Source organism: Sphingomonas bisphenolicum (genome assembly GCF_024349785.1).
In the GTDB taxonomy this organism is placed as follows: Bacteria; Pseudomonadota; Alphaproteobacteria; order Sphingomonadales; family Sphingomonadaceae; genus Sphingobium; species Sphingobium bisphenolicum.
In genome coordinates this window covers 824,227-846,859 of the sequence record NZ_AP018818.1, presented here as the reverse complement: position 1 = coordinate 846,859, position 22,633 = coordinate 824,227, and the positions used below count along the sequence as shown (strand labels likewise).

19 protein-coding genes are annotated in these 22,633 nt (G+C 64.3%); 9 read left to right on the top strand and 10 right to left on the bottom strand.

Annotated elements, in window-relative coordinates; all coding sequences use genetic code 11:
- Positions 1-10 precede the first annotated feature (10 nt).
- Both SBA_RS22250 and SBA_RS22245 read left to right on the top strand, forming a co-directional pair.
- On the top strand, positions 11-883 hold the full coding sequence (locus tag SBA_RS22250; protein ID WP_261937060.1) for a helix-turn-helix domain-containing protein: 873 nt from the start codon (positions 11-13) through the stop codon (positions 881-883).
- Between the two features lie 31 nt (positions 884-914).
- Entirely contained in the window at positions 915-1,142 is a 228-nt protein-coding gene (locus SBA_RS22245) for a hypothetical protein (protein ID WP_224551235.1), read from the top strand.
- Between the two features lie 64 nt (positions 1,143-1,206).
- On the opposite strand, the gene SBA_RS22240 is transcribed toward SBA_RS22245, so the two are convergent.
- The 5 genes from SBA_RS22240 to SBA_RS22220 form a co-directional block, all read right to left on the bottom strand.
- The gene (locus SBA_RS22240) at positions 1,207-2,148 is read right to left on the bottom strand and encodes a Gfo/Idh/MocA family oxidoreductase (RefSeq protein WP_261937059.1); all 942 of its coding nucleotides are present in this window, start codon (positions 2,146-2,148) and stop codon (positions 1,207-1,209) included.
- Positions 2,149-2,327: 179 nt separating this feature from the next.
- The gene (locus tag SBA_RS22235; RefSeq protein ID WP_224551233.1) at positions 2,328-3,221 is read right to left on the bottom strand and encodes a class III extradiol dioxygenase subunit beta; all 894 of its coding nucleotides are present in this window, start codon (positions 3,219-3,221) and stop codon (positions 2,328-2,330) included.
- Between the two features lies 1 nt (position 3,222).
- A complete protein-coding gene (ligA, locus tag SBA_RS22230) occupies positions 3,223-3,675 on the bottom strand; it encodes a protocatechuate 4,5-dioxygenase subunit alpha (RefSeq protein ID WP_224551232.1) in 453 nt (150 codons plus the stop codon).
- Entirely contained in the window at positions 3,672-4,697 is a 1,026-nt protein-coding gene (locus tag SBA_RS22225) for an amidohydrolase family protein (protein WP_224551231.1), read from the bottom strand. The genes ligA and SBA_RS22225 overlap by 4 nt, the downstream gene beginning before the upstream one ends.
- Before the next feature lie 118 nt (positions 4,698-4,815).
- Positions 4,816-5,688: an NAD(P)-dependent oxidoreductase gene (locus SBA_RS22220; RefSeq protein ID WP_261937058.1), complete on the bottom strand. Its 873-nt coding sequence runs from the start codon at positions 5,686-5,688 to the stop codon at positions 4,816-4,818.
- Between SBA_RS22220 and SBA_RS22215 the strand changes: the two genes are divergently transcribed.
- A complete protein-coding gene (locus SBA_RS22215) occupies positions 5,687-5,953 on the top strand; it encodes a hypothetical protein (RefSeq protein ID WP_261937057.1) in 267 nt (88 codons plus the stop codon). The genes SBA_RS22220 and SBA_RS22215 overlap by 2 nt on opposite strands.
- On the opposite strand, the gene SBA_RS22210 is transcribed toward SBA_RS22215, so the two are convergent.
- Positions 5,919-7,064 carry a LysR family transcriptional regulator gene (locus SBA_RS22210; RefSeq protein ID WP_390902478.1) on the bottom strand — a complete coding sequence of 382 codons (1,146 nt, stop codon included), beginning with the start codon at positions 7,062-7,064 and terminating at the stop codon, positions 5,919-5,921. The two genes, SBA_RS22215 and SBA_RS22210, sit on opposite strands and share 35 nt — an antisense overlap.
- A gap of 142 nt (positions 7,065-7,206) precedes the next feature.
- Here SBA_RS22210 and ligK point away from each other — a divergent pair, with 142 nt between their 5' ends.
- The 3 genes from ligK to SBA_RS22195 all read left to right on the top strand — a co-directional run bounded on the left by ligK (position 7,207) and on the right by SBA_RS22195 (position 10,036).
- Positions 7,207-7,881, top strand: coding sequence for a 4-carboxy-4-hydroxy-2-oxoadipate aldolase/oxaloacetate decarboxylase (ligK, locus tag SBA_RS22205; RefSeq protein ID WP_224551227.1), 675 nt, complete (start codon positions 7,207-7,209; stop codon positions 7,879-7,881).
- A 123-nt stretch (positions 7,882-8,004) separates the two neighbouring features.
- A complete protein-coding gene (locus tag SBA_RS22200) occupies positions 8,005-9,066 on the top strand; it encodes a 4-oxalomesaconate tautomerase (protein WP_224551226.1) in 1,062 nt (353 codons plus the stop codon).
- A gap of 97 nt (positions 9,067-9,163) precedes the next feature.
- A complete protein-coding gene (locus tag SBA_RS22195; protein WP_261937055.1) occupies positions 9,164-10,036 on the top strand; it encodes an amidohydrolase family protein in 873 nt (290 codons plus the stop codon).
- Positions 10,037-10,110: 74 nt separating this feature from the next.
- On the opposite strand, the gene SBA_RS22190 is transcribed toward SBA_RS22195, so the two are convergent.
- Together SBA_RS22190 and SBA_RS22185 are read right to left on the bottom strand one after the other, a co-directional pair.
- Positions 10,111-11,781 (bottom strand): MFS transporter, encoded by a 1,671-nt coding sequence (locus tag SBA_RS22190; protein ID WP_261937054.1) that lies wholly within the window; start codon positions 11,779-11,781, stop codon positions 10,111-10,113.
- 56 nt (positions 11,782-11,837) lie between these two features.
- The gene (locus SBA_RS22185) at positions 11,838-13,244 is read right to left on the bottom strand and encodes a DcaP family trimeric outer membrane transporter (protein ID WP_261937053.1); all 1,407 of its coding nucleotides are present in this window, start codon (positions 13,242-13,244) and stop codon (positions 11,838-11,840) included.
- A 194-nt stretch (positions 13,245-13,438) separates the two neighbouring features.
- Between SBA_RS22185 and acs the strand changes: the two genes are divergently transcribed.
- Together acs and SBA_RS22175 are read left to right on the top strand one after the other, a co-directional pair.
- Positions 13,439-15,382 (top strand): acetate--CoA ligase, encoded by a 1,944-nt coding sequence (gene acs / locus SBA_RS22180; protein WP_261937052.1) that lies wholly within the window; start codon positions 13,439-13,441, stop codon positions 15,380-15,382.
- A 149-nt stretch (positions 15,383-15,531) separates the two neighbouring features.
- A complete protein-coding gene (locus SBA_RS22175; protein WP_261937493.1) occupies positions 15,532-16,098 on the top strand; it encodes a LuxR C-terminal-related transcriptional regulator in 567 nt (188 codons plus the stop codon).
- Between the two features lie 103 nt (positions 16,099-16,201).
- On the opposite strand, the gene SBA_RS22170 is transcribed toward SBA_RS22175, so the two are convergent.
- Positions 16,202-19,495: a PAS domain-containing hybrid sensor histidine kinase/response regulator gene (locus SBA_RS22170; protein WP_261937051.1), complete on the bottom strand. Its 3,294-nt coding sequence runs from the start codon at positions 19,493-19,495 to the stop codon at positions 16,202-16,204.
- A gap of 205 nt (positions 19,496-19,700) precedes the next feature.
- Between SBA_RS22170 and SBA_RS22165 the strand changes: the two genes are divergently transcribed.
- A complete protein-coding gene (locus SBA_RS22165; RefSeq protein WP_261937050.1) occupies positions 19,701-20,696 on the top strand; it encodes a helix-turn-helix domain-containing protein in 996 nt (331 codons plus the stop codon).
- 644 nt (positions 20,697-21,340) lie between these two features.
- On the opposite strand, the gene SBA_RS22160 is transcribed toward SBA_RS22165, so the two are convergent.
- Complete coding sequence (locus SBA_RS22160; RefSeq protein WP_390902492.1) at positions 21,341-22,528, bottom strand: replication initiator protein A; 1,188 nt, start codon at positions 22,526-22,528, stop codon at positions 21,341-21,343.
- Positions 22,529-22,633: the final 105 nt, after the last annotated feature.

The following is a 22,633-nucleotide window of genomic DNA, read 5'->3' as shown; positions in this document are numbered from 1 at the left end:
ACGATCCATCATGACGACCGCCCCCGTCCCCAGCTTCTATCTTTACGGCGAACCACAGCGCAGCGTGGCGGAGGGCTTCGTCCATGTCGAAAGCCTGGACGATCGATCCCGCCCCAGCGAATGGACGATCCGCCCGCATGTCCATCGCGACCTCAACCATATCATCCTGATCGCGCAGGGCGGTGGCGCGATGCAGGCCGAAGCGGCGCAGGTCAGCTTCGACGCACCCTGCCTGCTGCTGATCCCGGCCGGCATCGTCCATGGCTTCACCTGGCACAGCGAATCGCGCGGCCATGTCACCACCATCGCCGATTCCTATCTGCGCCACCTGATCGCCCGCGATGCCGATCTCGCCCCGCTCTTCGCCCGTCCCCATGCCGTCCCCCTATCGACCGGCGACGGCGGCGTCGCGCAGGATAGCATCACCCGCATGGCGCAGGAACTGGGCTGGTCCGGTCCCGGCCAGCGCGCCGCCGTCGAATCCGCGCTGCTGTCGCTGATGGTATTCGCGCTACGCCACGCGACACTGGCGCAAACGACCCAAGCCGGCACCGCGCGCCAGGCCGCGCTGGTCGCGCGCCTGCGCGAACGGATCGAGCAGCGCTTCCGCCAGCGCGAACCCGTATCGGATCATGCCAAAGCACTCGGCGCCAGCCTCACCGCGCTGCGGCAGGCCTGCGCGCGGGTTGCGGGCAGTTCTCCTGCGCAGATGCTCGACGATCGCGCCCTGCTGGAGGCGCGCCGCCTGCTTCTCTACTCCCAGTTGTCGGTGGCCGAAATCGCCTACGCCATCGGTTTTGAAGACCCGGCCTATTTCTCGCGCTTCTTCGCCCGCCATATCGGCCAGCCGCCCCGCGCCTATCGCGCTGCGCGGACAGGTTGACGCGGCCGGCCGCGGCCCTACATGCGCAGCCATGACAGCGGACAAGCTCATCGACCTGCTGGTGGCCCGGCTGCTGCGCGACCATGGCAAGAGCAAGCATCACTGGCGCAAGGCGATCGGTCCGCTGCGGCTCTACAGTCCCGCTACCCATCCCCATTGCAACTGGAACGCGACGCCGACCGGCAGCTTCCAGGACATCGCGCTGATCGAAAGCCTGCTCGACGACCTGCGCATGGCGCATCCGCTGCTGACGGCGTGACACAAAAAAGGCGCAGCGGGTTGCCCCGCCGCGCCCTTTCTTGCGACCCCGAAGGGATTCCGCATTAACCCGCGAGCTGCGTTTCCAGCTCGCCCAACACGCGATAGCAGTCGAACACCTTGGCGACGCTCGAATTGGGATCGCGGCCTTCGCGGATGGCGCTGATGAATTCGCGGTCCTGCAATTCGATGCCGTTCATCGACACCGCAACCTGGCTGACGTCGATCGCCTCTTCCTTGCCGTTCACCAGATCGTCGTAGCGCGCAATATAGGTGTCGGTGTCGCCGATATAGCGGAAGAAGGTGCCGAGCGGCCCGTCATTGTTGAACGACAGCGACAGGGTACAGATCGCGCCCGTCTCGCTCTTCAACTGGATCGACATATCCATGGCGATGCCCAGGTCCGGGTGGATCGGCCCCTGCAAGGCGTGCGCCGACACGATCTTGCCCGCCTGATAGGCGAACAGGTCGACCGTATGCGCGGCATGATGCCACAGCAGATGGTCGGTCCAGGACCGCGGCTCACCCTTCGCATTGATATTCTTGCGACGGAAGAAATAGGTCTGCACATCCATCTGCTGGACATTGAATTCGCCCGCCTTGATCCGGTTGTGGACGAACTGGTGCGACGGATTGAAGCGTCGCGTGTGGCCGACCATGCAGACGAGGCCGGTTTCCTCCTGCTTCTTGAGTACCGCCTGCGCATCGGCCCAGCTATCGGCCAGCGGAATCTCCACCTCCACATGCTTGCCCGCGTCCATGCAGGCGATCGCCTGCGCGGCGTGCATCTGGGTCGGCGTACACAGGATCACCGCGTCGACATCGTCGCGCGCCAGCGTCTCATTGAGGTCGGTCGTCACATGGCCGATGCCATATTTTTCCGCGACCTTCTTCGTCGCTTCCAGCTCGCGACCGATGATCGAGGTGACAGTCACGCCGTCGATATTCTTGAGGCCGTCGAGATGCTTTTCGCCAAAGGCGCCGGCACCGGCCAGGGCAATACGCATGGGAACTACTCCATAATAAGCCCCTCCCTATTAAGGGACGGGTTGAACAGAGGCACGTGACTCTGTTCGAGGGTGGGTGCGAGCGAAGCGAGCCGCGCCCGATTTTCGAAGGCAGAAGCGATCGTTGACGCAATCGCCCTACCCTGCCCTCTCCCCGCAACGGGAAGGGCTTAACTTAGCTATTCCGCCGCGATCGCCGTCACGTCGCTGCCGGTCATGTCCAGCCCTTCGCCATTGTCGGGGCGCAGCACCATATGGCCGATCGCAGTGTTGGAGCAGGGCACATGATAATGGCGATGCAGCGCGCGGGTATTCTTCCCCAGCGCCCCGCGCATCACCAGCCACATCACCATTTCGATGCCTTCGCTGCCGGTTTCGCGCAGATATTCGATATGCGGGATGCGGCGCAGATGGTCACTGTCGCCGACCAGCCCGTCCAGGAAGCGATTGTCCCATTCCTTGTTAATCAGCCCCGCGCGCGGCCCCTGCAACTGGTGGCTCATGCCGCCCGTGCCCCAGATCTGGACGTTGAGGTCTTCGGGGAAACTCTCGACCGCCTTGCGCACCGCCTCGCCCAGCGCCCAGCAGCGATTGCCCGATGGCGGCGGATAGGTGACGACATTGACCGCCAGCGGCACGACCTTGCACGGCCAGGCGTCGGGCTTGCCGAACATCATGGAAAGCGGCACGGTCAGGCCATGATCGACGTCCATCTCGTTGATGATGGTCATGTCGAACTCGTCCAGGATCAGGCTCTGCGCCATGTGCCAGGCGAGGTCTGGATGCCCCTCCACGTCCGGCACCGCGCGCGGCCCCCAGCCCTCGTCCGCCGACTTGTAGCGTTCGCCACAGCCGATCGCGAAGGTCGGGATGATCTTCATGTCGAAGGCGGAGGCATGATCGTTATACACCAGGATGACGACATCGGGCTTTTCGGCCTTCTCCCATTCGCGGGTCCAGTCGTAGCCGGCGAAGATCGGCCCGAAATAATCGTCGCGATCCTTGTTGAAGTCGGACGCCACGCCCAGCAACGGCACATGGCTCGACGCCACGCCAGCAGTAATCCGCGCCATCTCAGCGATCCTCTTTCTTGGCGGCAGCCGCCGCTTCATTGGCCTTGATCGACCGTACGCCCTCGGGCGATCGGCCGCCCCGCATCATCATTTCGCGATATTCCGGGAATTTCATGTCGGTCATGGTGCTGACCGCTTCGGCGAACGGAATCCCGTCAGTCGAAAACAGCTTGGACAGGAAATAGACGTTGCCGCCCAGGTCCAGGCACTTGTTATAATCGCGCGCCAGCACGCCCAGCTTCTGCGCCTCGGTCAGCGGCCATTCGTCCAGATAAGCGCGCTCGTCCGCCTTGAACTTCGCGCGATTCTCGTCCTTCATCAGGCTCATCGCGAACTGGTTCAGATGATAGCCCTGCCGCGCGCGCTTCGCCGTGAACACGCGGGTGCCGGGAATATCTTCCATCTCGGCCAGATATTCGTGGATATCCTGATGCTTGGGATCTTCTGTTATCATAGTCCCCTCTCCTTCAATTGGGCGTCGAGGCGCGGGAAGACGCGACGGGCATTGCCCGCGAAGATCGCGGCGCGTTCCTCGTCACTAATCTCCAACGCGTCGACATAGCGTTTGGTGTCGTCGAAATAGAAGCCGGTGGTCGGGTCGATACCACGCACCGCGCCGACCATTTCCGACCCAAACAATATGTTCTTGTTCTCGATCACGTCGGCCAGCAGGTCCACGCCCGGCTGGTGATAAACGCAGGTGTCGAAGAAGATATTGTTCATCAGATGCGTCGACAGGTCGGGCTTCTTGAGCATGTCGGCCAGACCGCGATAGCGCCCCCAATGATAGGGCACCGCGCCGCCGCCATGCGGGATGATGAAGCGCAGCGTCGGGAAATCCTTGAACAGATCGCCTTCGAGGAGCTGCATGAAGGCGATGGTGTCGGCGGCGATATAATAGCCGCCGGTCGCATGCATCGCCGGGTTGCAGCTGCCCGACACATGGATCATCGCCGGCACGTCCAGCTCGACCATCTTCTCGTAGAAGGGATACCAATATCTGTCGGTCAGCGGCGGATGGGTGAAATGCCCGCCGCCCGGATCGGGATTGAGGTTGCAGCCGATGAAGCCCAGTTCGGTGACGCAGCGCTCCAACTCCGCGATCGAATTGCTCATGTCCGCCTTGGGCGACTGGGGCAGCATGCACACGCCGACGAAGGTTTCGGGGAACAGGCCGACGACGCGCGCGATCAGGTCGTTGCAGCGGATCGCCCATTCCTTCGCGACCGCTTCATCCCCGACATGCGGCGCCATCGCCGATGCGCGGGGCGAAAAGATCGTCAGGTCCGCGCCACGCTCCTTGATCAGGCGCAACTGGTTCGCCTCGATCGTCTCGCGAATCTCCGCGTCGCTGATCTCGGGATAGGGCGGGCACGGCGTCCCGGCCTTGAACGCGGCCTTCTGCTCTTCGCGCCAGGCGTCATGCCCCTTGGGCAGGACGGTATAATGACCGTGGCAATCGATAATCAGGCTCATCCGCTCTTGTCTCCAGCTATCCTATCCAACCCGCCACCTTATGTCCGTGCTCCCGCGCAAGCGGGAACCTAGTTCGGACGGCGGGACTAGGCTCCCGCCTGCGCGGGAGCACGACATCCTATTCCGCGGCCTCGCGCCCTGCTGGCACGACCGAGGAAGAAATCACCCCGATCTTCGCGTCTAATCCTTCCGGCGGCGCCTTCACGCCCAGTGCGCCGATCGCCGCCTGCCGCGCCACCGTGCCGCGCGTCATCGCAGCGCCCGTGCCAAGGCCATCCAGCGTCTTGACCACTTCCTCCATCTCCGCCGCGCGCCGCGTGCCATGCACCAGCATCCGGTCGAGATTATAATCCGCCCGCACGTCCCAAGGCTTCGCCTTCTCGCTCGCATCCAGCGACGCCAGCACCTCGTCCAGCACATCGGCCGCTTCCGCCGCCAGCACGCATTCGGCGGTCAGCGCTTCGATCCCCTTGACCATCACCGAGCGGATCATCTTGATCGAGGAGGCCCGCCCCACGTCCGCGCCCACGACGCGCGTCTTCGCGAAGCCCAGCGCGTGCAACCGCGCCTCGGCATCCCCGGCTCGCGCACCGCTCAACAGCAGCGGTACGTTGAGCCGCGCGGGATCGACCGGCGCCATCACCGCCACATCGACATAATGGCCCCCCGCCGCCTCGACCAATGCGGCAGCGGCCTGCTTGGTCTGCGGCGCAACGCTGTTCATATCGCAAAAGAGCGTCCCCGGCGCGATCAGCGCCGCGGCGTCGCGCGCCACGGCCAGCGCCTGATCCGCCGTCACCAGCGACAGGATCATCGGCGCGCCCCGCACCGCGTCGTCCAGCCGATCGCGACAGGCGACGTCCATCTGCGCCATCACGCTGGCCCGTGCCGGATCGCGGTCATGCGCCAACGCGCGCGCTCCCCACGCGCCAGCCGCAGCGAATGTGCTGCCCGCCTCGCCAAATCCGATCAGGAGAATATCGGTCGTCATGGCGGGGAATCTGCCCGTCGATGCGCGGGACGACAAATCGGAACAGTCGCGCAGCCATAAGCTGACGCTGAATATGACAGTATGGAGCGGACCGCTCCTCTCGCCGATCACGCAGCGCCAGCAATTTGACGCAGATCGAAAATCAGCCGATCGCGGTGGTTTTGCGTCGCAACCGGCGTCGATAATGCCGGCGCTGGCGGTGTACCGGACCGCGCATATTCTCTACTCCGTCAGCCCTGCGACACAGCGTCCAGATCGGCCATGAATTCGTTCTGCACCGTGGTCGGGCGCCAGGAGGCCCGCGTTGTCACGCCGATAGATCGACTGGCAGGCGATACCGGCGTATCGATCCGGCACAGCCATCCCGCCTCCAGTTCCACCGTCACCTGATCGGGTGACAACAGGGTCAGGAAATCATTGTCGATCAGCAATTGCCGGATGGTCATGACCGATCCCGATTCGATCGGCACGACCGGCAAAGCGATGCCATGTTCGCTGAATAACGCCTCCCAGCTTTCGCGCAGCGGCGCGCCCGGCGCGGCGATGATCCAGGGATAGCGCGCCAGATCGCTCATGGCGGGCTGTGTCCCGGCCAGCGGATGCCCCGCCCGCGCGATCACCACCGGCCGGTCTTCGAACAGCGCCGCCTGCTCGAAATCCGCCTCCAGCAGCGGCAGGCGCAACGCCCCCACCATCATGTCGATCGCGCCGTTGCGCAACGGCTCGATCAGTTCGGCGCGCGATCCTTCCAATATGGTGATGCGCACCCCCGGCCGCCGCCGCAGAAAGCGCGACACGGCGGCGGGCAGCACCCGCGCGCGCGACAGCGGCATCGCGCCGATGGCGATGCTGCGCGTCTCATGCCCCTTGAGCGCCGCCAGTTCGGCCAGCGCCGCCATCAACTCCACCCGCGCCAGGCGAAAGGCGCGTGCCATCCGCACACCGGCATCGGTCAGCATCACCACCTTGCCCCGCCGCCGCACCAAAGGCCGCCGCAGCGACAGCCCCAGATCGTTGACCGCCCGATGCAGCGACGGAATCGACAGGCCGGTCGCGGCACTCGCCGCAGGGTAACTGCCCGCATCCGCCAGCGCGATCAGCGCGCGGAACCGCGCCATCGTCACATGCGGGCTGGCGATATGGTCCAGCGCCGCGTGGAAACGCGGCACCAGCAGCGCGCCCGCATCGGTCACCGTCATCCCGTCATGGCGCCGGTCGAACAAGGGCACGTCCAGCATGGCTTCGAATCGGGCCAGCGCCTGGGTTATCGCCGGCTGGGTCAGGTTTACCGCCGCGGCGGCCGCATTCATGGTTCCGCGCTCCGCGATTTCCACGGTTGCGCGCAGGTGACGAAGGTTGATGTCGGTCCAGTCCACATTGCCATATTTAGTGAAAACTAATGGCTTGGCCAGATTTCCTTTTTGCCCTTTTCCCCGAACGGGTCCAGCCACCATCCTGTCCCGCGCCGCCCAACCATCAGCTTGGTCCGTGCGCCGCCATGATAAGGAGAAGGTCAGCATGTCCGGCATCGTCGTCCAGAATATCGAACGGGCGGACCTTAGCGTCGTCGACGGCCTCGCCAAATGCGGCGTCGCCACCGTCCATGAAGCGCAGGGCCGCACCGGCCTGCTCGCCTCGTACATGCGCCCGATCTACACCGGCGCGCGCATCGCCGGCAACGCCGTCACCATCTCCGCCGCGCCCGGCGACAATTGGATGGTCCATGTCGCGATCGAGCAGTTGAAGGAAGGCGACGTCCTCCTCCTTGCTCCCACCAGCCCCTGCACCGACGGTTATTTCGGCGACCTGCTCGCCACTTCGGCGCAGGCGCGCGGCTGCCGTGGCCTTATCATCGACGCGGGCGTGCGCGATGTGCGCGACCTCACCCAGATGAACTTCCCGGTCTGGTCGAAGGCGGTCCATGCCCAAGGCACGGTCAAGAACACGATCGGATCGGTCAACGTACCCGTCATCTGCGCCAATGCGCTGGTCAATCCGGGCGACGTGGTGATCGCCGACGATGACGGCGTGTGCATCGTACCACGCGCCGACGCCGCTGCGGTCCTCGAAAAGGCGCAGGCCCGCGAAGCCGCCGAAGAAGCCAAGCGCGTCCGCCTGGCCGCCGGCGAACTCGGTCTGGACATCTACAATATGCGCCCGCGTCTGGAAGAAATGGGCCTGAAATATGTGTGACGAGAGAGTGCATGCAAACCCGTTCGCCCTGAGCCTGTCGAAGGGCTCGGCTGAACGCAGTGAAGCTCTTCGCTCCGCTCAGGTGACGGCTTCGACTTCGCTCAGCCCGAACGGGGGTGGTAAATGAGCGCCCTCCCCTCTGCCCCCGTCCTATGGATGCGCGGCGGCACCTCCAAGGGCGGCTATTTCCTCGCCCAGGACCTGCCCGCCGACACCGCCGCCCGCGACGCCTTCCTGTTGCGCGTCATGGGCTCGCCCGACCCGCGCCAGATCGACGGCATGGGCGGCGCCGATCCGCTGACCAGCAAGGTCGCGGTCGTGAAAAAGTCACAGCGCGACGGCGTCGATGTCGATTATCTCTTCCTCCAGGTCTTCGTCGACAAGGCGGTGGTCAGCGACGCGCAGAATTGCGGCAACATTCTCGCCGGCATCGGCCCCTTCGCGATCGAACGGGGCCTCGTCGCTGCGCAACAGGGCGAAACCCGCGTCGCCATCTTCATGGAAAATACCGGCCAGATCGCCATCGGCACGGTGCAAACCCCCGGCGGCAAAGTCCGCTATGACGGCGATGCGAAGATAGACGGCGTCCCCGGCAGCGCCGCCCCCGTCCCGCTGGAGTTTCGCGACACCGCCGGCTCCTCCTGCGGCGCCCTTCTTCCCACCGGCAACGCCTTCGACGAAGTGGAGGGCGTGCGCGTCACCCTGATCGACAACGGGATGCCCTGCGTCGTCATGAAAGCGGAAGATGTCGGCATCACCGGCTACGAAGACCGTGACACGCTGGACAATGATACGGCGCTGAAAGCCCGGATCGAAAAAATCCGCCTTGCCGTCGGCGAGCGCATGAACCTGGGCGACGTAACCGACAAGTCGGTGCCCAAGATGATGCTGGTCGCCCCGCCCCGCAACGGCGGCGCAGTCACGGTGCGCAGCTTCATCCCGCATCGCGCCCATGCCTCCATCGGCGTGCTTGGCGCGGTCAGCGTCGCTACCGCCTGCCTGGTCGAAGGATCGCCCGCAGCCGAGGTCGCTTCCATTCCCGACGGCAATCGCAAGACGCTCTCGGTCGAACATCCGACCGGCGAAACGACCTGCGTCATGGAACTGGACGATAGCGGCACCGTCACCAGCGCCGCCATGCTGCGCACCGCCCGCAAACTCATGGACGGCATCGTCTTTTCCTGAACGCACTAGTGCCGTTCGCCCTGAGCCTGTCGAAGGGCGGCACTTTTTTTATAAGACAAGCCCTTCGGTATGTTCTGGGCGAACGGAGTTGGAACCAATGACCCGCATCACCTCATGGCATGGCGCGCCCTCCAAGCCGCTCTATACGCCCCCCGCCGGCGCGATCGACGCCCATTGCCATGTCTTCGGCCCGATGGCGGACTTCCCCTTCAGCGCGAAGGCGAAATATCTGCCCGAAGATGCCGGCCCGGACATGTTGTTCGCATTGCGCGACCATCTGGGCTTCGCCCGCAATGTCATCGTCCAGGCGAGCTGCCACGGCACCGACAATAGCGCGACCCTGGACGCCATCGCAAAGGCGAACGGAAAGGCGCGCGGCGTCGCCGTGGTCGATCCGGCCATTTCCGATGCCGATCTCGCCGTCCTCCATGATGGCGGCATCCGCGGCATCCGCTTCAATTTCCTCAAGCGCCTGGTCGACGACGCACCCAAGGACAAGTTCCTCGACGTCGCCAAGCGCCTGCCTGCGGGCTGGCACGTGGTCATCTATTTCGAAGCCGACATCCTCGAAGAACTACGCCCCTTCATGGACGCCATCCCCGTCCCCCTCGTCATCGACCATATGGGCCGCCCCGATGTGACCCAGGGGCCGGACGGCGCCGACATGCAGGCCTTCCGCGCCTTCCTGCAAAGCCGCGACGACATCTGGTTCAAGGCCACCTGCCCCGACCGGCTCGATCCTGCTGGCGATCCCTGGAACGCCTTCGCCGACGCGGTCGCACCGCTGGTCGCCGACTATCAGGACCGCGTCCTGTGGGGCACCGACTGGCCGCACCCCAATATGCAGGACGCTATCCCGGACGACGGCCATCTGGTCGACATGATCCCGCGCATCGCGCCGACCGTCGAACTTCAGCGCAAATTGCTGGTCGACAATCCGATGCGCCTCTATTGGCCGGAAGAATTATAGGTAATTGATATATAATGAAAAGAGCGGCACTTGTGGGCGCCGCTATTTTCATTTCAATTGTCCAACTCGCCGTCTCAGTCGTCAATATTCCGGCGGAAGGTTTCCGGCAGGAACAACAGCCCGATGACCACCGTCGCCGCCGCGATGACGACGGGATACCAGAGTCCGTAATAGATATCCCCGGTCGCGGCGACCATGGCGAAGGCGGTGGTGGGCAGGAAGCCGCCGAACCAGCCATTGCCGATATGATAGGGCAACGACATCGACGTGTAGCGGATGCGGCTGGGGAACAGCTCCACCAGCATCGCCGCGATCGGGCCATAGACCATCGTCACCAGCATCGCGAGCGCCCACAGGATCGCCACGACCGCGACCTTGTTGATCTGCGCGCTGTCCGCCTTGGTAGGATAACCCGCCTGCGCCAGCCCCGCCTTCAACTGGCCCTGAAAAGCGGCGATCGCCGCCGCCTTCTCTGCGCCCGCCAGCGCCTTGGGATCGGGCACGGCCAAGCTGGCGCTGCCGACCTTGACGACCGCCGGGGTGCCCATGGGCGCTTCGACATTGTCGTAGCTGATGCCGGTCTTGGCCATATAGGCCTTGGCGATGTCGCAGCTCGATCCGTCGAACTTGTTCTTGCCCACCGGATCGAACTGGAACGAACATTGCGCCTGGTCGACCAGGATCGTCACCGGCGCGGACGCCTGCGCCGTCGCCAGGGCGGGGTTGGCCGCGCTCGTCAGCGCCCCGAACAGCGGGAAATAGGTGATCGCCGCCAGCGCGCACCCGCCCAGGATGATCGGCTTGCGCCCGATCTTGTCCGACAGCCAGCCAAAGAACACGAAGAAGGGCGTCGCGAGCGCCAGCGCGATGGCGATCAGGATATTGGCCGTTGCCCCATCCACCCGCAGCGTCTTTTCCAGGAAGAACAGCGCATAGAATTGCCCGGCATACCAGACCACCGCCTGCCCCATGACCGCGCCCAGCAGCGCGATGATGACCCAGCGCAGATTGCCCCATTGCCCGAACGCTTCGGTCAGCGGTGCCTTGGACGTCGTGCCCTCCTCCTTCATCTTCTGGAAGACCGGGCTTTCGTTGAGCTGCAAGCGTATCCACATAGACACGCCCAGCAGCAGGATCGAAATCAGGAACGGCAGGCGCCAGCCCCACGCGGCGAATGCTTCCTCGCCTAGCGCAAAGCGGAAACCGATCACCACCAGCAACGCCGCGAACAGGCCGAAGGTCGCGGTCGTCTGGATCCAGCTTGTATAAAGCCCGCGCTTCCCCTCCGGCGCATGTTCCGCGACATAGGTCGCCGCCCCGCCATATTCCCCGCCCAGCGCCAGCCCCTGCGCCAGCCGCATGATGAGCAGGATGATGGGGGCCGCCACGCCGATGCTGGCATAGCTAGGGAGCAGGCCGACCGCGAAGGTCGACAGGCCCATGATCCCCATGGTGACGAGAAAGGTGTTCTTGCGCCCGACCATATCGCCGACCCGCCCGAACACCAAAGCGCCGAACGGCCGCACCGCAAAGCCCGCCGCGAACGCCGCCAGCGCAAAAATGAAGCCGGTCGTCTCGTTCACGCCGGAGAAGAACTGGGCGCTGATATACGTGGCCAGCAGCCCGTAGAGATAGAAATCATACCATTCGAACACCGTCCCCAATGAGGACGCCGCGATGACGAGTTTCTCGTTCTGGCTCGCCGCATGATGTTTCGGCTGACCGTCGTCACAGGTCGTCGCCATAAGCCCCTCTCCTTTCAAAAGCGATTTCCCGTCAGGTGAAATCGCGTAAACCTAAGTCAGAATGTATATTTGGCCGCCACCTCAAGCCGGTCCATCTGGCCCTTGAGGCCGCTGACGACGTTCCGCTGAGCATGGCGATATTCGATGCCGAGGTCGAGATGCTTGACCGGCGACCAGAACAGGTTGCCGGCAAGGCTGTAAGCCGTCCGGTCCGCCAACCCTGGCACCGCAAAATCGGACGGATAGATAGCGCGATGGTAGCCCGCCATGAAGGTGGAGCGCAGACCGTCGCTCCAGCCCAGTTTCACCGCGGCATAGCCCGACAGATTCTTGACCAGCGCCAGCCTGCCGGCCTGTCCCGGATCATGGACCGCGTCGGCCACCGCACCCAGTCCCAGATAGCGGCCGATTCCCCGGCCATAGGTCGCCAGAACGCGCAGATCATGCCGCCCCTGCGGTCCGAAATCGATCCGCGCCCCGCCGCTGACGCCCCAGCCCATCGCCCTGTCATCCTGCGCGCCGCCCTGCCCCTCGCCGGTCACCGACAGCATACGAATCAGCCCGGCGACATGCCATTCCAGCGCCTTGCTCTTATAGGCCAGCTTCGCCACCAGATCGGGCATCCGGTCATTGTCATGGTCGACCAGCGCCGCAGCCACCGACGTCACCGTTTCGGTCTGCGGATTTTCCGCCGCCAGATAGAGCGACAGATTATCGCCCAGAGGCTGGCGATATTGCGCGATCAACTGGCGCACGAAGACCGTACCCTCCATCGGCCCGACATAGTCGGTGGTTTCGGGCAGCAGCACCGGATTCTGGAACGTCGTCCATTCCTGCCCCAGCAACCAGTTGCCATAGGTGAAGAAGGCGCGGCGCAGCGTCGGCGTATAGGGATTGGTCGCCCTTTGCGCCCCGACCGGCGCCGTGGCCAGTCCGAAGTCGAACTCGATATGACTCTTGAGCGCCTTTGCGCCCACCACCGTATCCGTCTCGAAGAACAAGCGGCTCTGCCGCGCATGACCGATCATGTCGCGGCTGCTCCGGCCGCCCACCGGAATCTGCTGCGGCAGGTAGAATTCCTTGCCCAGCGCGCCGCCCGGCACCGCGCCGTCGTCATAACGGGTGGCGCTGCCCACCATCTTGACGAATCCACCGATCCTGAAAGTCGTGCCACCGATCTGGAAGCCCTCCGCTGACTTGCTTTCCAATGCGGCGACACGATCATCGGCCTTTTGGGCAATCTGCGCCGACGCCTGCTGGTCGGTCCGCGCGGCCTGCAACTCGCTTTTCAACGCCGTCACCGCCGCTTCCAGTTGGTTGAGCCGCGCCGCCAGTGCCGCCTCGCTCTGGGTCTGCGCCATAACGCCCGGCCCGGCGACGACGGCGCTCGTCAAAGCGCCGATCGCTGCGCCGCGCTGCCAATATCGAGTGGTCGGCGCCAGCGCCGAACGAGTTCGCGTCATATATCCTCTCCTGCCGGATCGACCCGTCTGTGCGGGGTTGGTGGCGGTCCGGCCCATGTCCCCATCATGCGGAAGGCACCGGGTCGGAGAGAAGGCGGACCATGGTGCCAAAGGCCCTCGACTTTAGTCGAGGATGCCGCCCCCGCCCTCATGCGTTAGGCTAGGTCGAAAGAGCTTGGAGAGGTTCTCACCATATGAGCGAAACGCTATACCCCGTCCCTGCCGCCCTGGCTGCCGACGCCCGCATCACCGCATCGACTGCCGCCGCCATGCATGCGCTGGCCGCGTCCGATCCCGACACATTCTGGCGGCAACAGGCACAGCGGCTCGACTGGATAACGCCCTTCACCAAAGTCGACGAGAGCAGCTTCAATGAATCCGATTTCGGCATTAGCTGGTTCGCCGACGGCCAGCTCAACGTCAGCGCCAACTGCATCGACCGCCATCTGGAGACACGCGGCGATCAGCCCGCGATCATCTGGGAAGGGGATGATCCCGCCGACAGCCGCGTCATCACCTACGCCCAGATGCATGAGGAAGTCTGCCGCTTCGCCCATGTGCTCAAAAGCCATGGCGTCCGGCGCGGCGACCGGGTCACCCTCTATCTGCCGATGATCCCCGAAGCCGCCTTCGCCATGCTGGCCTGCACCCGCATCGGCGCGGTTCATTCGATCGTCTTCGCCGGCTTCTCCCCCGACAGCCTCGCCAGCCGCATTCGCGACTGCGACTCCCGCCTGGTCGTCACCGCCGACGAAGGGCTGCGCGGCGGCAAGCGGGTGGCGCTCAAGGCCAATGTCGATGCTGCGCTCGCCCATTGCAGTTCGGTCGAAAAGGTCATCGTCGTCCAGCGCACCGGCGCCGACGTCAATATGGTGGAAGGCCGCGATCTCTTCTACGGCCCCGCCCGCGACGCCGCCGCCACCGACCATGCGCCCGAAGCCATGGGCGCCGAAGACCCGCTCTTCATCCTCTACACCTCCGGCTCCACCGGCACGCCCAAGGGGGTGTTGCACACGACCGGCGGCTATCTGCTCTGGGCGTCGATGACGCATGAACATGTGTTCGACTATCGCCCCGGCGAGGTCTATTGGTGCACCGCCGACATCGGCTGGGTCACCGGCCACAGCTATGTCGTCTACGGTCCGCTCGCCAATGGCGCGACCACCCTGATGTTCGAAGGCGTCCCCAACTATCCGGACCATAGCCGCTTCTGGCAGGTATGCGACAAGTGGAACGTGTCGATATTCTACACCGCCCCCACTGCGCTCCGCGCGCTGATGCGCGAAGGCGACGCCTATGTGCAGGCGGCCGGCCGCGCGTCCCTCCGCATCCTGGGCAGCGTCGGCGAACCGATCAATCCCGAAGCCTGGGAATGGTATCATCGCGTCGTCGGCGAAGGCCGCTGCCCGATCGTCGACACCTGGTGGCAGACGGAAACCGGCGGCATATTGATCGCCCCCCTGCCCGGCGCGACCGACCTGAAGCCCGGCTCCGCCACGACGCCGCTGTTCGGCGTCCACCCCCTGCTGGTCGATGCCGAAGGCAAGGAGCTGGCGGGCGCGACGGAAGGCAATCTCTGCATCGCCAAAAGCTGGCCGGGCCAGATGCGCACCGTCTATGGCGACCATGCGCGTTTCTTCCAGACCTATTTCACCACCTATCCGGGCCGCTATTTCACCGGCGACGGCGCCCGTCGCGACGCGGACGGCTATTATTGGATCACCGGGCGGGTGGATGACGTCATCAACGTGTCGGGGCACCGTATGGGCACGGCGGAGGTCGAAAGCGCGCTGGTCGCCCATGCCAAGGTCGCCGAAGCCGCCGTCGTGGGGATGCCGCACCTGATCAAGGGCCAGGGCATCTATGCCTATGTGACGCTCAACGCGAACGAGGAGCCGTCGGACGAATTGCGCAAGCTGCTGGTCGCCTGGGTCCGCAACGAAATCGGACCGATCGCCACGCCCGACATCATCCAGTTCGCCCCAGGGCTGCCCAAGACCCGATCGGGCAAGATCATGCGCCGCATCCTGCGCAAGATCGCGGAAGGGGAAACCGGCGCATTGGGCGATATATCGACTCTGGCCGATCCGTCAGTGGTCGACAAGCTGATCGCCGACAGCCAACTCGCCAACGCCTGATCGAAAGAACTTGCCCCGCTCGGGGCAAGTCCCTATTCCGGGCGGTGGCAGATCGGCCAGATGGCCGCTCGGAGAGGAACCCGACGCTGACGACAAACGGCGCGATATTGGTGGCGGACGATCATCCGCTCTTTCGTCAGGCCCTGGTCATGGCGGTGGAAGCGGTCGCGCCCCAGGCCCGCATCATCGAAGCCGCGACGCTGGACCGCGCCGTCGAGGTGTCAAGCGCGACCAGCGACCTGCTGCTCGTCCTGCTCGACCTCAAAATGCCTGGATCGGCCGGATTTTCGGGCGTCGCCCTGCTCCATGCCGAACGCCCCTCCGTCCCCATTCTCGTCATCTCCAGCGCGGAGGCGCAGATCGCCTCGCCCGAAGCCCGCCGCTATGGCGCGGTCGGCTTCATCGGCAAGGACCAGCCGCTATCGGTCATGGAGGAAGCGATCGCCGCGGCGCTCGGCGGCCAAAGCCCGCCGTCCCTGCCCGCCGGCGAAACGGACGCCATGGCCGACAAGGTCGCCGCGCTTACCCCCACCCAGTTGCGCGTCCTGCTGGGCGTGCTCGATGGTCGTCTCAACAAGCAGATCGCCTTTGATCTGGGCGTCGCGGAATCCACGATCAAGTCGCACATGACCACGATCCTCGCCAAACTGGGCGTGCAAAACCGCACCCAGGCAGCGCTGGCCGCGCGCGCGCTGGGTCTGGGTGCGGGCCGGTAGCGCCTCCATTCCCGTTCACCCCTTCTTCTTTATGGCGTCAAAGACAGGCGTTGCCGTCTATGTCGCGCACCAAGTCGCTCGGCGCGGTCTTTGACAGGACCGTTCATACTGAACCTGGTCCGTCCTGTCCCAGACCGGCGATCCACTGGTCCAGCACCGCCCCGCCCAGCGGCTTGGCCAATATCGCAATGCCCCGCTCCCGCGCCCGCTCCAGCATATGTACGCCCTGCTCCGCCGTCACCAGCGCTACCTGCAGATGCCGGCGCTGTCCGCGCAGCGCCTCGATCAGCGCGATCCCGTCACGCTCGTCGCCCAACGCAAAATCCACCAGCGCGCCGTCAAGCGTCCCGGTCACGGCCAGCGCCTCGCCATATCCCGATGCCGTCATGCATGTGTGGCCCATGGCCTCCAGGGCAGCGCGCATAGCCGCGCGATTGGCGCTGTCGTCATCCACTACCAGCAGCCGCAGGCACTTCGTTTCCCGCGTCACCGCTCCCTCGGGCGGCAATGGCCTCGCGTCTACTGCCTCGATCCGCGGCAGGCCGATCGCAAAACAGCTCCCCCTGCCCTCCTGCGACCACACGCCCACCTTCGCGCCGATCAGCGCGGCGGAGCGCTCCACGATCGCCAGCCCCAGGCCGATGCCATTCTCGCTCCCACGCCCCAGCCGCTCGAATTCGCGGAAGATGATGTCCAGCTTGTCGGGCGCGATGCCGATGCCGCTGTCGCGCACCTCGATCCGCATATGCCCGCCGCGCCGCCGCGCCGCGACGACGATGCCGCCTCGTTCGGTATAGCGGATCGCGTTGCTTACGAAATTCTGGACGATCGACCGCAGCAGCGACCGGTCCGTCTCCACCCAGCCATCCCCTGCCCCCACACGCAGCGACAGCCCCTTCTCTGCCGCCAATGGCCGCAGGCTTTCGACCACATCGACCAGTATCGTCCGCGCGGCGAAACGAGTCGGTTGCGGCGTGATCCCGCCCGCGTCCAGCTTCGATATGTCGAGCAGCGCGCGCAACAGGTCGTTGGCGGCCTCGATCGATCGGTCGAGCCGCGCCAGCATCGCCTGTTCCGGCTCGTCCAGCCGTCGGCGCAACGCGGCGGAAAAGAGCATCGCGGCATGGAGCGGCTGCAACAGGTCATGGCTCGCCGCCGCCAGGAATCGCGTCTTGTCCGCCATCGCCGCCGCCAGCTGCGCATTGACGTCGGACAGTTGCGCCGTCCGCCGCGCTACCGCCCGTTCCAGATCGCGCCGCGCCGTCTCGGTCGCGGCCCGGGCCTGCGCCTCGATCGTGATGTCGGTGAAGCTCATGACATAGCCACCATCGGGCATCGCCCCGCCGACCGTCTTGATGACGCGACCATCGGTGCGGTGCCGCTCGAAACTATGCGGCTTGCGGCTGCGCATGTGACCGAGGCGCCGGGTGACATGATCTTCCACCTCGCCGGGACCGCAATCGCCCCGTTCTGCATTGAAGCGGATCAGCTCTGCGACCGGCACCCCCACTCTTATCATTCCATGTTCGTAACGAAATAGGTCGAGATAGCGGCTGTTCCACGCCACCAGCCGGAGATCGCGGTCTATCACGCTGACGCCGACATCGATATTTTCCAACGTCGCGGCAAGCAGACCCTGCGAGAAATGCAGCGACTGGCCTGACGCATCCAGCATCTGCGCCACGTCGGCAAAGCCCATGCCCTGTCCTGAAATGGCCGATGCCATGATCGCGCGGGCGGAGGACGCCCCCACTACGCTGCCGATCAACCGTTCGGCCGCGCGCGCGCTGCTGCGATCGATCGGCCGTTCTTCCAGATGCTGGCCGCCAAAGGCGTCGGCGACCGCTTCGCTCCCGACGAAGCGCGTCACGAGGTCGCCCAGCGCCGCCATCGTCCCGATCGGTGCGATACCCCGCTGCCGGACCAAGGCGGCGGCGCTCACCCCGCGCGCGGACACGAACATATAGGCCAGGAGATTGCCACCCAGGCTGATGACCGTGCCAAGCGTGACTGCGTTCACGCCGTTCCAGCGGTCGAGCCAGTTGGGCAGCAGATCTACGGCCGGCAGGAACAATGTTCCCATCCAGATCGCAAAGCCGGTCGCCAACCCGGCCCCGCCCGCCATCGCGTCATTGTGGGGCCGATAGACGGCGAAGATCAGCGCGGGCGCGCATTGCGCGATCGCGACGAAAGCGATCAGCCCGACCGAAGCGAGCCGGGTCGTCGACGGCGTCGCCATGGCGTAGAGGGTGGCGGCGACGACCAGCGCGACAATCGCGCTGCGCCTTATCCACAGCAGTCGTTCGCCCATATGCGCACGGCCCGTGGCGCGACGCAGCAGGATCGGCGCGAACAGGTCATTGGAGATCATGCTGGAGATCGCGACGACTTCCGTCACCACCATCGCCATCGCCGCCGAGAGGCCACCGAAGAAGACCAGCAGCGCAAGCCCCGGAAAATCGAAATGCTGCGGCAGGCTGAGGACGAACAGATCCGGCGCGCTTCCTTCGCCTAACAGGGCCAGGCCCGCGGCAGCGATCGGCAACACCGCCAGCACCGTCACCAGCAGATAGGCGATGAACCCCCAGCGCGCGCGCAATATGTCGTCGACTCCCCGCGCCTCCATGATGCTGACGAAGAAGTGCCGCGGCATGCAGATGATCGTGAGCATCGACAGCAGCGTCGTGACGATGAAATCGCCATCCAGCCGCCCCGGCGAAAAGCCGCTGCGAAAGACGGCGATCCCCGTTCCCACTTGCGCTGTCGGAATCCTCCACAGCAGCCATCCGGCCAGACCTGCCACCAGCAACAGCGCCACGAGTTTCAACACCGACTCCGTCGCCACCGCGAACAGGATCGCCTCATTCTGCCCCGCCACCTGATAGCGGCGCGCGCCGAACAGGATCGCGAACAGCGCCAGCCCGGCCGACGCGCCGATCAGTGGCGCCGTGCTCTCGGGCGTATGCGACACCAGCGCAAAGCTGAAGGCGACCGACCGCAATTGCAGCGCGACATAGGGAATGGTGCCGAACAGCAGGATGATCGTGACCAGCGCCGCGATCGCGCGGCTCTTGCCGAAGCGAGACCCGATGAAGTCGGAGATCGAAGTTGCGCCGTCACGATGCACCTCGACATGCAGCCGGCGCAGGAAACGCCCGCCCAGCGCCATCACCAGCGCCGGTCCGAGATAGATGGGCAGATAGTCCCACCCGCCCGTCGCCGCACTCCCGACCGCACCGAAATAGGTCCAGCTGGTGCAATAGACGGCCAGCGCCAGCCCATAGGCATGGATACGCCAGCGCGATCCGCTCAACCGGGCGCGATAGCGGTGGGCCAATGCAGCGCCGCCGAACAGCAGCGCGGCATAGAGAATGGCCAAAAGGATGGCGATGGACATGCCCCGGCATAGGCGGGTCGGGCGCCTGCGCCAATCTGTTCGAAAGATGGAGGATTGGCGATCGCCCCGATCGAATGTAGGACTGGACTAGCCTAAACGCCATTATCGTTTAATATATTGGGCTATATAACTGATTTACATCAATATATTATGGATATCGATATTTATGGATGAATCGTCGTCTGACAGATATCTCCAACATGGGATGGAGAGCGATACCCCTCTTCTATCCCTTTATGCCGACGCCCAGGCTGCGCTGGCGCGGATCGAGGAGAGACGGCGGCTCAGTCCGGTACGCCGCCCTTGGAAGATACGATGCTTCATTGCCGAACGCCAGGCCCTGGCGTGGATCGACTCCACATCGGTTGAGGCAAACGCATTCACCGTCGATGGCCGTGGCAGCATCGGCGGCGCACCCTTCGATCTTACCCATTGGCGGCAGGCCGTCGGCGCGCCGGTGGCGCTCGACACGCTACGCACCGACAGCATCGGCCTGCTCGATTGGCTGGGCGTGGATGATGCGCCCGCTAGCGCCGGCCGATGGGCGACGCCCGGCCTGTCGATCGCGGACATTCGGCCGCGCGTGGCGCAATGGCAGGCGGAAGCGGCCGCCTTGCCCCCCGCCCCTCCCCTGATCCATGGCGCCCATCTGGCGCTGGCATGGCGGCGACGCGCGCCGATCGGTCGAGGGGATGTTGTCGCCAGTTTCCTGATCGGTGATCGCAACGGTCCGGGCCGGTGGGATGCATCCTTCGGCGGCCTCGTTGCGCTGGGCTTTCAAGTCAGCGGCGCCGCCTGGAAAATCGCTGGGCAGTCCCAACTGGACCGCCTTTGGCTCCAGGCCATTGCGCTGGGCGCCCGGAACCATCTCGATCAGGAAGCGCGACTGCGTATCTATGCTGAGCGAGCTGCGACCTATATCGCATCACGCCGTCGGCCCGGTCGCCTGAAGGAGGTGCTGATGCTTGCGATGTCGCGGCCCGTCGTCAGCAGCACGCTCGTCACCCGCCAACTCGGCGTGACCTCGGCCGGGGCGATCAAATTGCTGAGCATCGCGACCGACGCCGGACTGCTCGTGGAGCGCACGGGGCAGAGCAGCTACCGCCATTATGCCATCCCGGTGACCCATATTCGCCACCCTGCAGCATCGCCGGATCCGCTGGCCGATCCGCAAGCCGTGGATCTTTGGTCGGACGTCTGAAAAAACGACCTCGCCAGAAGCCCGCTGAGCGCCATTTGCAGCCATAGGCATAGGATTATATGCCGGAAGCGGAATCGCGCCCAGAGCCGCTCCTACGGCCACCATTCGAAGTTTCCGTTTTTGTTCTCCATCCGAGCCGAATTCTAGATGGCGTGGGCGGTCGTCACCAAATATACAGGCTGCCTCCACCCCCGGGACGGTTTCGATTCGCAGTCCAATTTCGGGAACGTTCGATCCCGCTCGACGGATCGATGCGGCGGCAGGTTGCTGCTCGATCGACGGTACCCATATCCAGAAACACGTCGGAACGCCATGTCGGGGCATGATGAACATCTGTCACTTAGGACAGACCCATATTCATGCCTGGCAAGTTCGTAAAATGTCGATCCCATCGGAAACGCTCGGACAGGGAAGGGGCCTTCTCGCGTGCGTATCAATCGACCATCGTGTTTTCAGAATCACGGGCAGATCGATGATCGCATCAACGCGCCTTTGTCCGGCTGGTGTTTAGCCTTATGCCAGGACGCACGCTTTTCCTCGGATTATTGATCCAGGTCGACCCCGGCAGGCCAATGCGCCGCCACACCGTTGGAGGATCAAATGAGAAGAATATATGATTCTGAAAACACGTTGACGGGCGACAATCAGGAACGCAGCTTATATTTGTTGCGCCGATGATGTTCCTTTACGAAGCCGTAGAACCGCTTCGAATAATTGCGTGGCAGTTCATGCGGATTGGCGCCGAGAAAGGCATCGAAACGCCGCATCAACTCGTCATAGTCCCAGCCGGGGAAATCGCTGCGGATCGCCGCATGAACCTCGGCGTCCAATATCTCGCCGGCACGTCCGCTCGCAGTCGCTGCGCGACGCGCCTTGCTTTTGTCCGCACCGGGGCTGCGCAATTCGCCAGCCGCCTGTGCGATCAGCCTCATGGCTTGGCGGGGATCGATCATCTCATCGCCGTCGCCCGTATCGGGCGCAGGCGGGGAGGGGAGGGGACCGTTGCGTCCCGTACGGAGCCGTTCCGTCATATGTCGGCGCATCACCATCCGCATCTTGGGCTTCGTGCTATCGGGATTGACGACTTCCAGGCTTATGTCCGGCAATTCGTTCGCGCGAGCGAGGTCGAGCAGCTTGCGCTTGAACACCGGATAGCTGCTCTCACTGCCACTCTTCTGGTGCAAGGTTTCGAAGCCGATGACGAAGCCGTCGGCGCCGTTGCCGCCGGCATGTTTGCGCGACGCACGATAGAGCCACTTGCCCAGCCCACTGGTGATCTCGAAATAGAGCGGTGATATGGCCAGCACATTGCGCTTGTCCATCACCCCGTCGAAGAACCATTTGGACAGGGTGATTTCCATACCCAGCGATCGTTCCGTCCGCTCGTCAACCAGGTGGGTATAGCTGTCGATCCAGGAGAAGGTCGTTTCCCGGCTCTTGGCGCTGGCCCGGATATTGGTCTTGATCGTCGTCGCCTGCAATCGGTCGAGGGCACTCACCAACCGCTCATAGGCCCGGCCGCTGGTGCCCCAACAGATGCGCTTGAGCAGGTCGCCGGGCTGAAGGCGAATGACGGGCGACAGATCATTCAGTCCCCGCTCGCGCAGCTCGTTCAGATGCGACGCCAGATAGATCATGATATCCGCGTCCCAGATCGTCGCCATGCCGTAGGTCGGATTGGCCGAGACATGGACGGTCACCGACTTGTCGGGACTGACATATTCGATCGGCTTCACCCGCTTGCGCTTCGACAGGCTGAAGAAGGGACGCTGCATCGTCTCTTGATAATCACGCAGCGAAATATCGCTGAAATCAGGCAGGGTGAAGAACATTTCGAACTGGACCTTGCGCTCCTTCAGCGCCGTCTTGAGTTCGCCCTCATTCCCCACTATGCCATCCCGTTCCCGCTGTCCCCCCGGGGGGAAATTAATATAACA

Coding starts and splice junctions, on each gene's coding strand:
- SBA_RS22250 (WP_261937060.1), top strand. CDS start 11: ATGACGACCGCCCCCGTCCCCAGCTTCTATCTTTACGGCGAACCACAG.
- SBA_RS22245 (WP_224551235.1), top strand. CDS start 915: ATGACAGCGGACAAGCTCATCGACCTGCTGGTGGCCCGGCTGCTGCGC.
- SBA_RS22240 (WP_261937059.1), bottom strand. CDS start 2,148: ATGCGTATTGCCCTGGCCGGTGCCGGCGCCTTTGGCGAAAAGCATCTC.
- SBA_RS22235 (WP_224551233.1), bottom strand. CDS start 3,221: ATGGCGCGGATTACTGCTGGCGTGGCGTCGAGCCATGTGCCGTTGCTG.
- ligA (WP_224551232.1), bottom strand. CDS start 3,675: ATGATAACAGAAGATCCCAAGCATCAGGATATCCACGAATATCTGGCC.
- SBA_RS22225 (WP_224551231.1), bottom strand. CDS start 4,697: ATGAGCCTGATTATCGATTGCCACGGTCATTATACCGTCCTGCCCAAG.
- SBA_RS22215 (WP_261937057.1), top strand. CDS start 5,687: ATGGCGGGGAATCTGCCCGTCGATGCGCGGGACGACAAATCGGAACAG.
- SBA_RS22220 (WP_261937058.1), bottom strand. CDS start 5,688: ATGACGACCGATATTCTCCTGATCGGATTTGGCGAGGCGGGCAGCACA.
- ligK (WP_224551227.1), top strand. CDS start 7,207: ATGTCCGGCATCGTCGTCCAGAATATCGAACGGGCGGACCTTAGCGTC.
- SBA_RS22200 (WP_224551226.1), top strand. CDS start 8,005: ATGAGCGCCCTCCCCTCTGCCCCCGTCCTATGGATGCGCGGCGGCACC.
- SBA_RS22195 (WP_261937055.1), top strand. CDS start 9,164: ATGACCCGCATCACCTCATGGCATGGCGCGCCCTCCAAGCCGCTCTAT.
- SBA_RS22190 (WP_261937054.1), bottom strand. CDS start 11,781: ATGGCGACGACCTGTGACGACGGTCAGCCGAAACATCATGCGGCGAGC.
- SBA_RS22185 (WP_261937053.1), bottom strand. CDS start 13,244: ATGACGCGAACTCGTTCGGCGCTGGCGCCGACCACTCGATATTGGCAG.
- acs (WP_261937052.1), top strand. CDS start 13,439: ATGAGCGAAACGCTATACCCCGTCCCTGCCGCCCTGGCTGCCGACGCC.
- SBA_RS22175 (WP_261937493.1), top strand. CDS start 15,532: ATGGCGGTGGAAGCGGTCGCGCCCCAGGCCCGCATCATCGAAGCCGCG.
- SBA_RS22170 (WP_261937051.1), bottom strand. CDS start 19,495: ATGTCCATCGCCATCCTTTTGGCCATTCTCTATGCCGCGCTGCTGTTC.
- SBA_RS22165 (WP_261937050.1), top strand. CDS start 19,701: ATGGAGAGCGATACCCCTCTTCTATCCCTTTATGCCGACGCCCAGGCT.
- SBA_RS22160 (WP_390902492.1), bottom strand. CDS start 22,528: ATGTTCTTCACCCTGCCTGATTTCAGCGATATTTCGCTGCGTGATTAT.